Source organism: Magnetospirillum sp. LM-5 (assembly GCF_902729445.1).
Classification (GTDB): domain Bacteria; phylum Pseudomonadota; class Alphaproteobacteria; order Rhodospirillales; family Magnetospirillaceae; genus Magnetospirillum.
Genome location: NZ_CACVCE010000023.1, coordinates 1 through 13177, shown reverse-complemented (window position 1 = coordinate 13177; position 13177 = coordinate 1). Strand labels below are relative to the sequence as shown.

Below are 13177 nucleotides of genomic sequence, written 5' to 3'. Positions count from 1 at the left end.
TCATCATGGAAAGCCCGAAAGTGACCAACTGCCCAGCCCCAGAATTCACGTTGCCCCGCTACCGCGCCATCCTGGCGTCAGCGCTGCAAGCCGGCTATTCCTTCATCGATTTCCCGAGCTTGGCCGCAGCCGCGAACACCGCCGGTCCGACATGCGCCCTGCGACACGATTGCGACAACAGCCTCACTGCCGCCTTGCGCATGGCGCGCCTGGAAGCTGGGATGGGTATCTGCAGCACCTATTTCGTCATGCTGCGGTCGGCGATGTACAATTTGCTGGCCAAGCCGAACAGTGACATCGTCCGGGAAATCCTGTCTCTCGGCCACCATCTCGGGCTGCACTATGATTATTCGGCCTATGGTCCGCTGGACGCCAACCAGATCGCCGCACATTGCGAGGAGGAACGCGCGCTCCTGAGCACGCTGTTTGGCCAGCCGGTTCCGGTCGTGTCGTTCCACCAACCGACCGCCATCGTCCTGGAGAACCAGGTCCGACTTCTCTGTCTGAACGTCTATGACCGCGATGACACGCGCGGGTTCACCTATATCTCCGACTCCAACATGACCTGGCGGGAAGGCTGTCCATCGGCATGGTTGGGGCAACTTCGCCATCCAAAGCTGCAATTGCTGGTGCATCCGGAATGGTGGACCACCGCACCGATGACCATCGAGGAAAAGTGGAAGGCGATGTTGCAGGAGAATTTTGCGGCGACCCAATCGGTACTGCTCGCCACAGAGCGAAGCTACCAAACTCCCCTGCGAATGAGCCATTTGCCATGAACGTCTGGATCCTCTCGGCCACAGGGACCTATTTACCGGCAATCGAGCGAGTGGTTGCCGCGATGCCGATCGCCGGTTTGATCGGGCTGGCCCCAGGAAGCCCCGACGATGTCGTCTCGGGCTATTTTGATTATTCCGACTGGTGTCGAGAGCGCGCCATTCGCCATGAGACGGTTGAGAAGTACGCACTGCCGCCCGAGTCCAACCATGCCCGTTTCGCCGCCTTGGACATTGATGTGCTGTTGGTTCTTGGCTGGCAACGGCTGGTGCCAAACTGGCTAATAGAGCTTTGTCACGGCAAGGTTATCGGGGTGCACGGCAGCAGCGCCGGAATCACCGCCGGCCGCGGCCGATCGCCACTGAACTGGGCGCTGATGCTGCGGCAAAGCCGGTTCTTCGTCTCGCTGTTCTTCATCAGCCCCGGCATCGATGACGGGCCGGTTATCGCGACCCGAGACTTCCCATTGACGCTGGACGATGACATCGAAACCGCCTACTGGAAGATGTCGATCACGGTCGGTGACCTGCTCGCGACGGAACAGACTTGGGCCGCGCTGGAGCCAGCATCCGCGCAGTCACAGGGGGGAAGTGCCAGCTATCTTCCCCAACGACAACCGGACGACGGCATGATCGACTGGAATCGGGACATGGAAGACATAATCGCCTTCGTCCGCGCCCTCACTCGCCCCTATCCAGGGGCGTTTTCCATGCCTGATGGTGGCGACAAGATTCGCATCTGGCGCGCCAGGCCTTTCAAGCTGGCGAACGTTGGCACCGACCTGGCCTGCGGCGAAGTTGCCGAGCGTTTCGCCGATGGACGGTTCCTGGTCCGCTGCGCCAACGGGTTCGTGTTGATCGACGACCACGAGGCCCCAGCTGCCATGACAGCGGGAACCCGACTCGCCAGCGCCAACTGGGTCGATCAGATCGCCGCCATTATCGACCGCCACCGTTCCCGTTATCCCAGCCTGCCGGTCACCCCCGAACTCCTCGCCATCGCAGCCCCGCATTGACTGGGGTAGGCTGGACGGTCGTCGTTACTGGCCGCCATCGCCGAACACCCGCCCGCGCAATTGCTGCGGCAGCAGACGACGCTTCAGGGATTGCCCCAAACGGGTCAGAGGGGCGAACAGGTTAGACAGGCCGATATACAGGAAGACCGCCATGAACAGTTCCTGGGCATCCCGGTAGGACCGGATCTTCCGAATGGTCCGATAATAGTAATAAGGCCGCAGGTAGAACCGCCGATAGGCGAACTGAATCATCTTGCTCAGTTCCTCGGGTCCGGAATAGCCCTCGGGCACGTAGGTCACTCGGGACATGCCGCGATACTCCCGATCGACGAACAGACCCTGGGTCAAGGCGATGTCATAGAGCTCGGTACCACGCCGAGGGTGAGCGGCATAAAAGATCGCATAGGTCGGGTCGATCTCGACCGCAAACTCGATGGTCTTACGCCCCATTTCCGGGGTTTCGCCCGGCAGGCCCAGCATGAAGGCGCACCGAGTCTCCATGCCGACCTCGTGGCATTCGGCCATGACGCGGCGAACCATGTCCAGCGTGATGCCCTTGTCCATCCCGTTGAGCAGTTCCTGGTTGCCCGATTCGACACCCACGAACAGCGACCAGCCGCCGGCTTCGCGCAAGGTGCGGATCATGCCGGGCTTGGCGGTGTTGGCCTGCGTCGAACCGACCCAGGTCACATGGCCCAGGCCCCTGCGCTTCTTCTCGGCGGCGAATTCCTCGACCCACTTCTTGTTGAGAACGAAGATGTCGTCCCAGAAGTGAACTTCCTTGATGCCGTAACGGTTGACCAGGATCTCCATCTCGTCCAGCACCCGCTTCACCGAATGGCGGCGGAAGCTCGGGCCGACCCGATCGCTTTGGAAGCAGAACTTGCACCGCGCCCAGGCGCAGCCGCGCCCGGTCATCATGGTGAACACCGGCGCCTGCTTGAACTGCATCGGCAAGGGCCGATAGATGCTCATGTCGTAGAGATGCCATGCCGGCATCGGAATCTGGTCCATGTCCTCGACGATCGCCGCCGGCGGGTTGACCACCGTCTTGCCGTCCGCGTCGCGATAAACCAGCCCTTTGACCTGATGCAGACGCTCGGGATCGCGCAGGTGGCGGACATATTCACAGACCGACGTGTCGCTCTCGCCCCTGAGGACATGGTCGACCGACGGCATGTCCGTCAGGATTTCCTGATAGAACGACGCCGTATGCGCCCCGCCCAGGACGATCGTCAGGTCGGGCGCCAATTCCTTCAGGCGGTCGGCCAGGGCCTTGGCGTGATCGGCGTAATTGGTCAGCACCGACAACCCGACCAATTCCGGCTTGGTCGCCAGAACCGCGTTCGCTGCGGTTTCGACGTCCATCTCCATCGAGGTGGCGTCCACCAGCGACACCTGGTGCCCGTCCTGTTCCAGATAGGCCGCGATATAGCCGATGCCGAGCGGCGGCAGATGACCGAACTTGACCTTCTGCGTGACCCCGTAGCCCTGCGCGATGAAATTCGATGGCGGGAGCACAAGACAAATTCTCATGAGCGGGGGACCCTTGAGTTCGGGTGGAGTTGGTGCCCCCGACCATCGGCGGCGCCAGAGGCAAACCGGACCGGACAGCACCAAAATTTGCCGGGCAGCAAAAACACGATCGGCTGCTACCAATACATCAAGCGGAACGGCCTCCGAAAGAGTTGATTGCGGAAATGCCTAGACCAGAATCGCTGCGATGGCCAACAGGATCATGAGCAAACCGCCTTTGCCACCGACCTTGAGCCCGAAGACCACGGCGGCTCCCAACACTGCCAGGGTGAACCACGCCCGGCCGGTTTCCCGCAGGCCCCATTGAGGCCTTGGAAGGACCTTCTCCCGCCAGACCCAGACAAGCCGGTGCCACCCCAGCCGGATCGCGGTCACCAGGGCGAGGGCGTAAACCAGACAGATAACCGGGTCGATCGGCAAGCGATGGCGCGGCGCACCGGGAACGACGACGGCCGTGACCCCGACGACGTATGTGAGAAAGGCCAGGATGACCAGCCATTCCCGCCGCCCCCGCACCACCAGAACCACCGCGATGGCTCCGCCTGCGGCCAGCAGCAGCAGAAGGCGATTGCCATACATCACCACCGACTGGTAGGCCGTCAACAACGCGCCGTAAACCGGGGTCACCGGGTTGGCCTGGCCGAACTTCAACGTTCCCGGCTCGATCAGGCCCATGCTCAGCACTGCGCGATCATGAAACGCCCGAACCCGCTCCATATCGTCCAAGGACCAGGCCGCCTCCATGTAGGCGGGTGGGATTTCGCCCTTCCGCAGGCCGGGGACATAGTTGTAGGTCGGTTCCAGCATCATCAGGGTGTTGTAGATGTTTTGGGCAATATGCCGAAGATATTGCCCAGGATGCGCCTTGATCGCATCGAACGCCGCCTGCTTGAACAACTTGTCGGCTTCCCACATCGGCCAGCCGGTATTGCCCATGACATGACGAGCTGAAGCCCAGTGGTGGCGCCAAGTGTACACGTCCTCAGGCGGCTGCCCCGCCGCGACCGTCTTTGCCTCGAACTCTTCCCAATGGCGCTTGATCTCGGCAAGCGCGGGGCTCTGTTCGTCGGCAAAACCACCATACTCGACCGTATTGGAATAGAAATTGATCCCAAACGACCCGGTCAAACCGAAATATCCCTGATGGCTCCAGTTATGGACCGCCCACGGCGCCAGCAGAAGTACTGTTAGAGCCGTCCCGGCGCCGAAGGTGACGGCATCGCTCCTGCGCGAGGGGACAGGCCAGTTGGGAAACAAGCGGGCGAAACTTCCAGGGAAGGCCATCCGTACCAGGATATACCCCAGCAGGAACCAAGGAATCAGTTGGGTCGACGGCCTGATCACCGTGGCCAGGCAGAAGGCAGCGATCGCAACCAGGATGGCGCCGCGCCGACCACCGCGCAGATGCTGCAGAACCAGCAATAATCCAAGAATGGCCATGAACGCATGCGGGATCTCGCTCATTGGCAAACGGGAATAGGATTGGAACTGGAGCGAAAAAGCCGACAACAATCCTGCAACCAGACCGAGGATGCGCCGTTCGTCCAGCAGGTGGCCGATCCTGACGATCATCGCCGACGTCGCCACCGCCAAACCGTGCTGGACCGTCGCCATCAAGGTCATTGCGCCCGCACCGCCCAGGCCCAATATCGGCGACAGAAAGATCGCGTAACCTGGGACGCGGTTGAGATCGACTCCCATCAGAGTGCCTTGCTGCCACAGCATCGCGGCGGCAATAAGGTAGTTGCCGCTGTCCGGCTGGTACATTATCGGACCGCCAATCAATCCGATCAGGTTGGTAACAAGGGCGACGGCGACCACCACCACCGTAACGGCGCTCAGGCTGAAACGCCCGAACTGGACATCGTGCGCAAGAAAGCTGGTCATCCGATCGGACATTGTCGACATCAAGAAATTCCTCGTCTGAGGGACGCCCGACCATAGCGACGGCGCAAGGGGTGGTCAATTGCACGCTACCGCGGCTTGACAGCCCTCTGCCGAGATGGCTATGACCCGCGCAGGCAGCGTGGATCGATGCATTTGTCATTCCGACGCATTGGAGACGGCGACTATGTGCGGCATCACGGGCAGGGTCACTTGGAACGAGCCTGCCGACGCGCCCTTGATTGCCGCCATGCTGCGAACCATCGCCCATCGCGGGCCGGATGCCGAGAATACCTTCGTCGAAGGACCGGTGGCCCTGGGGCACCGGCGGCTGGCGGTCCTCGACACCAGCCCGGCAGCCAACCAGCCAATGGCGGACCAGACCGGGCGCCACGTCATCGTCTTCAACGGCGAAATCTACAATTATCGCGACCTCCAGCGCGAACTGATCGCCTTGGGCGCGTCGTTTAGCACCACGAGCGACACCGAGGTCGTGCTGGAGGGGTTCCGCCGCTGGGGTCTCGATCTCTTCGCCCGGCTGAACGGCATGTTTGCGCTGGCCATTTGGGACCGACGGGACCGGCGCCTGATACTGGCCCGCGACCGGCTGGGCAAGAAGCCGCTGTTCTGGGCGGAACTGCCCACCGGCGGGGTCACGTTCGCTTCCGAGATCAAGGCGCTGACCGTCGATCCAGGGTTGCGGTTAACCGTTTCGGGCAAGGCGCTCCGACAATTCCTGTCACTCGGATACGTGCTGGGGTCCGCCGCGATTTTCGAGGGCGTCGCCAAGGTCCCACCGGGACACCACATCGTGTTCGAGGCCGACCGTCAGCCTCGCGTGACGTCATTTTGGAATCTTGCGGATCACTTCGGCATCGAAAGCCCGATCCGTAACGCTGGCGAGGCCGCCGAAGCGGTGGCGGCGCTGCTCGACGACGCCGTCCAGATGCGAATGATCAGCGACGTCCCGCTGGGCGCGTTCCTCAGTGGCGGACTGGACTCGACGGCAATCGTCTCGGCGATGTGCCGTTCCGTCGGCCCCGCGAATGTTCACAGCTTCGCCATGGGCTTCGACGAAAAGGCCTTCGACGAGCGCCCCCATGCCGCCGCCGCCGCCGCCTTCCTGGGCTGCCACCATCTCGAGGGGGTCTCCCGCCATGACGACCTGGATCAATTGGGCAAGATCGCCTGGCACGCCGACGAGCCGTTCGCCGACACATCGATCCTTCCGACCTTCCGTCTCGCCGAGTTCGTCCGCAAACATGTCACCGTCGCCCTGAGCGGCGACGGCGGCGACGAATTGTTCGCCGGCTACGAGACCTATGTCGCCGACCGCCTGCGGGCCTGGATGGGCTGGCTGCCGGACTGGGCCAAAAGCGGGGCCGCCGGCTTGGCCCGGCTGGCCCCGGTCAGCCATGGCAAAGTCCCGCTCGACTACAAACTGCGGCAGTTCACGGCGGGATGCGGCCTGGACGGCGATTCCGCCCATTATTTCTGGCGGCAAGTATTCTCGGCCGACCAAATCTCACGGCTGATTCTACCCGATCGCCGATCAAATGGACTGCAGGCCGATCCGCTCGACGATTTCAAGGGATTCGCCGACCATCTCCCCGGCGCCCATTATCTGGACCGCGCCATGTATGTCGATATCAAGACCTGGCTGGTCGACGACATCCTGGTCAAGGTCGACCGCGCCACCATGGCGCACGGATTGGAAGCGCGCGCCCCTTTCCTCGATTACCGCTTGGTCGAGTTGGCCGCCGAAATCCCCCCCTCTATACGGATGCCTGCGCTGCACAAGAAGCGCATCCTCAAGCTCAGCCAGCAAGGCCGGGTGCCCCGGGCGGTGCTGACGCGGCGAAAGGCCGGCTTCAATGCCCCGGTCAGCACTTGGTTCGCGCAGGCCGACCCTACCCACCTTGTGCGGAATTTGGCGGGGGATTGGTTCGTCGAAGCCGAGGTGGCGCGTTTGGTCGCTGAGCACCAAGCGATGACGGCAGACCATGGTTTCCGCTTGTTCGCCCTGACGATGTGGCGTGCCTGGGTGGACAGCGTGGGCAAGTCCGCTGGACTTCAACCTTGACCCCGCCGACCGTGTCACGCAAAGTACCGCCCGCCGCCGCCTTCACGGTTTATCCAGACAATGATCTCCGTAGTCATTCCCGCGTTCAACGAGCAAGACGCGATCGTTGAAACCATCCAGCAAGTGCGCCAAACCCTCTGCGATTACGCCGGCTTCGAAATCGTCGTCGTCGATGACGGCTCGTCCGACCGCACCGGCGAACTGGCCGCCGAGCACGGCGCCAAGGTCGTTCGACACCCGATGAACGCCGGGTACGGACGGTCGCTGAAGGATGGCATCGCCGCCGCCGCCAATCCGATCATCGCCATCACCGACGCGGATGGAACCTATCCGATCGGCCGCATTCCCGCGATGCTGGCCGAATTGGACAAGGGCTTCCATATGGCGGTCGGCGCCCGCACCGGCGAGGAATATCGAGAATCGGTAGTCAAGGCCCCCATGCGCAAATTGCTGACCATTCTGGTGGAGTTCACCACCGGGCGGCGAATTCCCGACGTCAATTCCGGCCTCCGGGTGTTCCGCCGGGCCGAGGCGATGGAGTTCTTCCCGCACCTGTGCAACACCTTCAGCTTCACCACGTCGCTGACGCTCGCCTACATGATGAATGGGCGCTATATTTCCTACATGGATATCCCATACTACAAAAGAATCGGCACGACAAAGGTGCGCCTATTCAAAGACGCCATTATGACATTGCAGTATATTGTTCAAGCCATTTTGTACTATAACCCGCTCAAGCTGTTCTTGATGCTGTCGGCAATGTCAATTGTGTTTTCGATTGTCTGCCTTATGTCATCAATATTCTTGTCGTTCAATGCAGGGTATTATTGGTTTGTCGGCGGGATACTTCTCAGCATCCTGATATTCTGCCTTGGCCTGCTGGCAGATCTCCTGCGGCAGATCATGGACAAGTGACACCGCCCCCTTACTTGCCCCTTGCCGTCAATATCTCGACGATCTGCGGCGACAGCCGATCGGCCACGATGCGGTAGCCCTCCCGGGTGAAATGGACGTTGTCACCGAAGAAGGTCTCGGGCCTGCCGTTGAACGGCGTGCTGAGATCGACGAATTTGACGTTCGGCTCATCCCCGGCGATCTGCGTCAGCCCCTGTCGCAGACGCAGATAGGCCTGGACCGTGAAATTGACCGATCCGGCGAAGAATTGCCGCATCATGCGATCTTCGCTCTCGCTCAACGGTTCCTTCAAGTAAAGGTTGGGCTGCAGGGCCGACAGCAGCACCGCACCCTTCGTCGTCAGTGACCGTGCCATCAGCCTTTCGTGCTTAAGATAGTTGTCGACCACTTTCCGACCATGGGGATCGAAATCCTCGCGCCGGGCGATGGCATCCAGGTCCAGCGGAAGATCCAGCCGGGTATCAACCTTGCCGGGCTCGGGCTGGACTGCCTTTTCTGGAAAGACGGGTAGCGCCGGAGCCTGGGCCGCCCCACTCAACACCGTTGGCTTGGTCGACAGCCACGACCTGATTGCACTGCCGATATGGAACTGGCTCAAGAATTCCGACGGCGTTCCGTGCAACCACGAGACGTAGCGTTGAAAAGAATGGTTGACCATCCAACCGGAATAAGGGTGATTAACGGCCATGGAGTGGGAATGGTAGGAATCGTTGAACCCCGAAAAATGAATGACCATGTCGGGGTCGAGTTCCAGTCCGTATAGCTGGATGGCGATCAGTTCCTGGGCAGATTTCCAGGCGGCGCCACCCAGGTTAAGCACGCGCACCTTGCGGCCCGGCATCATCGCCTCGAGGCGCTCGGTCAGCAAGGCATCGAGAGAGCAGCGTTCCCCAATGTTCCAACTGACCGAAGCGGACCCGCCGGTGATTAGGATGCGAATTTCGTTGTCCTGCTTCGACCCTGTCGGCGGGAACTCGGGCCCGCGAAAACCCAGGGAGTTGAAGCGAACCGCCGAACCATCCTCCCCCACGCATTCCTTCACTGCCGGAAAGTACCGTCCGATCAAGTCGTCGCCATCCACCGATCGGTAGTTGCGCGCATGCGACGAGACGGTATAAGGCGCATAGGGGAACAATGCCGCGTCAATCAGCGGCCCCAAGCTGGGGCGGAAGCCGAAGGCTCGATAGGCGATCTCAGCCCAAAAAAAAAGTCCGGCCACCAAGCATGCGGCGATGACCAGGGCGATTGACGCGAATACGGCCTTCTTCACGGTGCGATTTCTCCGACTCGGTCCTACCTCCTCAGGGCTATAAGCCGAACAACCGGTGAAATCAACGTACTCATCGAACCGACGCTACGATTCGCGCCCTGCCCACTCGCATGGCGGCGAGGCCTCTTGATCGTGCGTAGAAGGCTATGGTAGTCCAGTGCAGGCCTTGGCAACGGAGTGGCCCCTTATCTGGCCGGAATTATGGACATAGGGGAAACTCATATGGCACCTATCGCGCCGCACGGCCGTTCGCGGAGCAATCGCGGACCGGAGCGATCTCCGCGCCAACGGGCGAGGATCTCGCCGCCATGGTGACCGAACCCGCATTCGACAAGTTCGACCGCAGCGTTTCCATGCTGAGCTGGGGGTACAACGAAGAGGAGCTGATCGAGGGCTTCCTGCGCCGTGCCTTGGCCTTGATGGAAGAGACGGTCGAGGATTTCGAGATCGTCTTCGTCAACGACGGCAGCACCGACCGCACCGGCGAGATCGCCGACAAGATGGCCGCCGAGGACCCTCGCATCCGGGTGGTGCACCACGAGGTCAACAAGAATGTCGGCCTGGCCGCCCGATCCGCCGTTGCAAACGCGCGAAAGGAGTTCCTGTTCTGGGAAACCGTCGACTGGTCCTACGACATCAGCGCGGTGCGGATCTATCTGGAACTGCTCCGCACCTACGACGTCGTCCAGGGCATCCGACCCGTTCCGATCCGCCTGCTGAGCTATGTCCCGGTTCTGCGCTCCATCTACCGGGTCCGCCGTCGATCGGACAACATCCGCAAGGCGATCATCTCGCTTGCCAATTACTATATCCTGCGAATCTTGTTCGGCGTACCGTTCCACGACTTCCAGAACGTCACGTTCTATCCGACCAAACTGGTCCAAGGCCTGACACTGACCGCCACCTCGGCCTTCATCAACCCCGAGCTACTGCTGCGCAGCTATGCCACCGGCGCGCGCTTCATCGAGGTGCCGATCCCCTTCATTCCGCGCACCGTCGGCGAGGCGAAGGGAACCCGGTTCCTGACCGTGGTCCGCTCGTTGATCGATGTCGCCCGGAATTGGCTGCAATGGGGTCTGGCCCTGCGGCGAGCCGGCACGCTGAACAACGCCGCCGGGCGTATCCACCGCTTGATCACGGTGTGGGAACTGGACCCCAAGACCATCGTCCTGACCGCCCCCCTTTTCGCCTATTTCCGCGATGGCATCGGATCGGGACCGCAAGCGCCCCGCCCTAAGCTGCGATAGCCGGACCATCGGAGAGAACCAATCGATGGCTCAGCTCACCACCGGAATTCGAGCGGTCCTGTCCCATCCGCTGGCCTACGAAGCCGTCCAGTATCTGGTTGGAGCGAAGCGCTGCCACCGGATGATACTGGAACGCCACATCAAGCCGGTGCAGGGCGAGCGGATCCTGGACATCGGGTGCGGGCCGGCGGAAATTCTCCGCCTCCTTCCCGCGGTGGACTATGTCGGCATCGACGCTAGCGAGAGCTATCTTGCGCGGGCACGCGCCTCCTTCGGCGATCGCGGCCGATTTCTGCTCGGACGGATCAGCGCAGCGATTGGCGCGGGGTTGGGTCCCTTCGATCTGGCTCTGGCCATCGGTGTCTTGCACCATCTGGACGATGACGAAGCGCTGTCGCTTTTCGACGATGCCTACCAGGCACTTGCCCCAGGGGGGCGCCTATTCACCGCCGACCCCTGTTACTTTCCCGGACAGAGCTGGCTGCACCGCTTCGTCATCAGCAAAGATCGCGGCCAGAACGTGCGAACCATTCCGGCCTATCTGCGCTTGGCGAGCGGGCGTTTTCCGGAGGTCCGCCAGCATCTGATCCACATCACCCTACCGTTCCCCCATTCGATCTGCATCCTGGAAGGCCGTAAGCCAGAAGCGACATCCGACGACGCGGCAAGAGCCGCCTCCCATTCCTGCAGTGACTCTTGATGGAGAAGACCGTGAGCGTCCGAGCCGTGATCATTCGCTGCCTGGTGGTTCTGTCCGTGCTGGCGGCCCTGCCCGCTTCGCCGGCCGGCGCCCAGACCCGAGAGCCGACCCGGGAAGAGGTGAACGCCGACTGGCTGAAGACCATCCCGGATTACGAGATGCGTCTCTATGAGCGCGTCACCGCCATCAAGAACCGGCAGGTCGGCATACAGCGCACCCTGGTCGCGGGCTTCGCCGCGACGGGAATAGCCCTGGCCATCCTGGTGGTGATGGTGGCGCGCCTGCGCCGGTCCCGGACCACCATGATCGCGTCCGAGGGATATCCCGGCCAATCGGCCGGGAGCCGGGTGACACTGATCGACCGGCTGGAAGTGGCGCACCTGCAGTGGCGGACCGATGCCATCGCACGCCGGCAACACCGGCTGGTGACGATCCTGGAACGGCTGGAGGCGGTGGCCGGCGAACGCGGCCCCGACTTCGACGCCGTGGTCGCCGCCGCTCGCGCCGAGATCGAGGATTTGCGGCGAGAGGCCGTGGCGGAACCATCCGATCACGTTGCCGCCACCTGATGTCCTTTTTGGACTTGGGACTGAGTTTGGTGTATGAGGGCTTTGGCCATTCTGGACGAAAGCCCAGCTGCGAGACGAGGGAACACGATGACGACGGTGCTGATTACGGGGGGAGCTGGTTTTATCGGCTCGAATTTCGTCGACTATATCGACCGTCATCATCCGGAATACCAGATCATGGTCCTCGATGCGCTGACCTATGCCGGCTCGATGGACAACCTACCCTATGGAATGCGCGAGCTGGATAATCCCCGCATGCGTTTCTGGTACGGCGACGTCGTCAACGCCGAGTTGGTCGATACCTTGGTCAACGAAGCCGATTATGTGGTTCATTTCGCGGCGGAGACCCACGTCACTCGGTCGATCTTCGACAATCGCCTGTTCTTCCAGACCGACGTCCTGGGAACCCACACCGTCGCCAACGCGGTGCTCAAGGCCGGAGGGCGCGTCAAGCGCTTCATCCACATCTCGACCTCGGAGGTTTATGGCACCGCCGAAGCGCCCCTGATCGATGAAGAGCATGCGCTGAAGCCAATGAGCCCATACGCCAGCGCCAAGTGCGGCGCCGACCGTCTGGTCTATTCCTATTGGGCAACCTATAAGCTGCCGGCCACCATCATTCGGCCGTTCAACAATTTCGGTCCACGCCAACACCTGGAAAAGGTGATCCCGCGCTTCATCACCAGCGTCTTCCTGGATGAACCGCTGACGGTTCACGGATCGGGCGGGGCCGCTCGGGACTTCGTCTATGTCGAAGACGTCTGTCGCGCCATCGACATGACCCTTCACGCCGACGGCGCCTTGGTCGATGGCGAGGTGTTCAATGTCGGCACCGGCGAGGACCGAACGATCGCCTCGATCGCCAACGACTTGACAGCCCTGATCGGCACCCCCACGACACGAATCGAAAACACCGGAGACCGCCCCGGCCAAGTGATCCGCCACACGGCGGACTACGACAAGATCCGCCGCACGCTGGGCTGGGAACCCAAAGTGTCCTGGCAGGAGGGGCTGCGCAGGACCATCGACTGGTACCGCACCAACGAGGATTGGTGGCGTCGCCAATTGTGGATGCGCCACATCCCCATCGTCACGGCGGCGGGACGGCGGGAATACCACTAGAGCCGCGAGCATAAAATCCGGATCAGCCTTTCTTGGTCGTCATTGCCGGGCTTGACCCC

General features: G+C 61.7%; 11 protein-coding genes. 8 read left to right on the top strand and 3 right to left on the bottom strand.

The window, feature by feature from the left end; genetic code table 11:
* Positions 1–5: 5 nt before the first annotated feature.
* Both MTBLM5_RS09695 and MTBLM5_RS09690 read left to right on the top strand, forming a co-directional pair.
* The gene (locus MTBLM5_RS09695; protein ID WP_173975920.1) at positions 6–779 is read left to right on the top strand and encodes a hypothetical protein; all 774 of its coding nucleotides are present in this window, start codon (positions 6–8) and stop codon (positions 777–779) included.
* A complete protein-coding gene (locus tag MTBLM5_RS09690; protein ID WP_173975919.1) occupies positions 776–1792 on the top strand; it encodes a methionyl-tRNA formyltransferase in 1017 nt (338 codons plus the stop codon). Before MTBLM5_RS09695 ends, MTBLM5_RS09690 begins: the two co-directional genes overlap by 4 nt.
* Positions 1793–1816: 24 nt before the next feature.
* Here MTBLM5_RS09690 and MTBLM5_RS09685 read toward each other — a convergent pair whose 3' ends face one another.
* Positions 1817–3328: a B12-binding domain-containing radical SAM protein gene (locus tag MTBLM5_RS09685; RefSeq protein ID WP_173975918.1), complete on the bottom strand. Its 1512-nt coding sequence runs from the start codon at positions 3326–3328 to the stop codon at positions 1817–1819.
* 168 nt (positions 3329–3496) lie between these two features.
* Positions 3497–5236 (bottom strand): hypothetical protein, encoded by a 1740-nt coding sequence (locus MTBLM5_RS09680; RefSeq protein ID WP_173975917.1) that lies wholly within the window; start codon positions 5234–5236, stop codon positions 3497–3499.
* A 163-nt stretch (positions 5237–5399) separates the two neighbouring features.
* On the opposite strand from MTBLM5_RS09680, the gene asnB reads away from it, so the two are divergent.
* Both asnB and MTBLM5_RS09670 read left to right on the top strand, forming a co-directional pair.
* Positions 5400–7295 carry an asparagine synthase (glutamine-hydrolyzing) gene (gene asnB / locus MTBLM5_RS09675; protein WP_173975916.1) on the top strand — a complete coding sequence of 632 codons (1896 nt, stop codon included), beginning with the start codon at positions 5400–5402 and terminating at the stop codon, positions 7293–7295.
* Between the two features lie 60 nt (positions 7296–7355).
* Complete coding sequence (locus MTBLM5_RS09670) at positions 7356–8210, top strand: glycosyltransferase family 2 protein (RefSeq protein ID WP_173975915.1); 855 nt, start codon at positions 7356–7358, stop codon at positions 8208–8210.
* 10 nt (positions 8211–8220) lie between these two features.
* Here MTBLM5_RS09670 and MTBLM5_RS09665 read toward each other — a convergent pair whose 3' ends face one another.
* Positions 8221–9480: a hypothetical protein gene (locus tag MTBLM5_RS09665; protein WP_173975914.1), complete on the bottom strand. Its 1260-nt coding sequence runs from the start codon at positions 9478–9480 to the stop codon at positions 8221–8223.
* 308 nt (positions 9481–9788) lie between these two features.
* Between MTBLM5_RS09665 and MTBLM5_RS09660 the strand changes: the two genes are divergently transcribed.
* From MTBLM5_RS09660 to MTBLM5_RS09645, 4 genes are all read left to right on the top strand, one after another.
* Positions 9789–10727: a glycosyltransferase family 2 protein gene (locus MTBLM5_RS09660; protein WP_173975913.1), complete on the top strand. Its 939-nt coding sequence runs from the start codon at positions 9789–9791 to the stop codon at positions 10725–10727.
* Positions 10728–10752: 25 nt separating this feature from the next.
* Positions 10753–11427: a bifunctional 2-polyprenyl-6-hydroxyphenol methylase/3-demethylubiquinol 3-O-methyltransferase UbiG gene (locus MTBLM5_RS09655; RefSeq protein WP_173975912.1), complete on the top strand. Its 675-nt coding sequence runs from the start codon at positions 10753–10755 to the stop codon at positions 11425–11427.
* Positions 11428–11438: 11 nt separating this feature from the next.
* Positions 11439–11996 carry a hypothetical protein gene (locus MTBLM5_RS09650; protein WP_173975911.1) on the top strand — a complete coding sequence of 186 codons (558 nt, stop codon included), beginning with the start codon at positions 11439–11441 and terminating at the stop codon, positions 11994–11996.
* A gap of 87 nt (positions 11997–12083) precedes the next feature.
* Positions 12084–13118 carry a dTDP-glucose 4,6-dehydratase gene (locus MTBLM5_RS09645; RefSeq protein WP_173975910.1) on the top strand — a complete coding sequence of 345 codons (1035 nt, stop codon included), beginning with the start codon at positions 12084–12086 and terminating at the stop codon, positions 13116–13118.
* Positions 13119–13177: the final 59 nt, after the last annotated feature.

What these genes read in the sequence shown, in the direction of transcription:
- MTBLM5_RS09645 (WP_173975910.1), top strand. Translation starts at nt 12,084, where the DNA reads ATGACGACGGTGCTGATTACGGGGGGAGCTGGTTTTATCGGCTCGAAT.
- asnB (WP_173975916.1), top strand. Translation starts at nt 5,400, where the DNA reads ATGTGCGGCATCACGGGCAGGGTCACTTGGAACGAGCCTGCCGACGCG.
- MTBLM5_RS09660 (WP_173975913.1), top strand. Translation starts at nt 9,789, where the DNA reads ATGGTGACCGAACCCGCATTCGACAAGTTCGACCGCAGCGTTTCCATG.
- MTBLM5_RS09655 (WP_173975912.1), top strand. Translation starts at nt 10,753, where the DNA reads ATGGCTCAGCTCACCACCGGAATTCGAGCGGTCCTGTCCCATCCGCTG.
- MTBLM5_RS09695 (WP_173975920.1), top strand. Translation starts at nt 6, where the DNA reads ATGGAAAGCCCGAAAGTGACCAACTGCCCAGCCCCAGAATTCACGTTG.
- MTBLM5_RS09680 (WP_173975917.1), bottom strand. Translation starts at nt 5,236, where the DNA reads ATGTCGACAATGTCCGATCGGATGACCAGCTTTCTTGCGCACGATGTC.
- MTBLM5_RS09685 (WP_173975918.1), bottom strand. Translation starts at nt 3,328, where the DNA reads ATGAGAATTTGTCTTGTGCTCCCGCCATCGAATTTCATCGCGCAGGGC.
- MTBLM5_RS09670 (WP_173975915.1), top strand. Translation starts at nt 7,356, where the DNA reads ATGATCTCCGTAGTCATTCCCGCGTTCAACGAGCAAGACGCGATCGTT.
- MTBLM5_RS09690 (WP_173975919.1), top strand. Translation starts at nt 776, where the DNA reads ATGAACGTCTGGATCCTCTCGGCCACAGGGACCTATTTACCGGCAATC.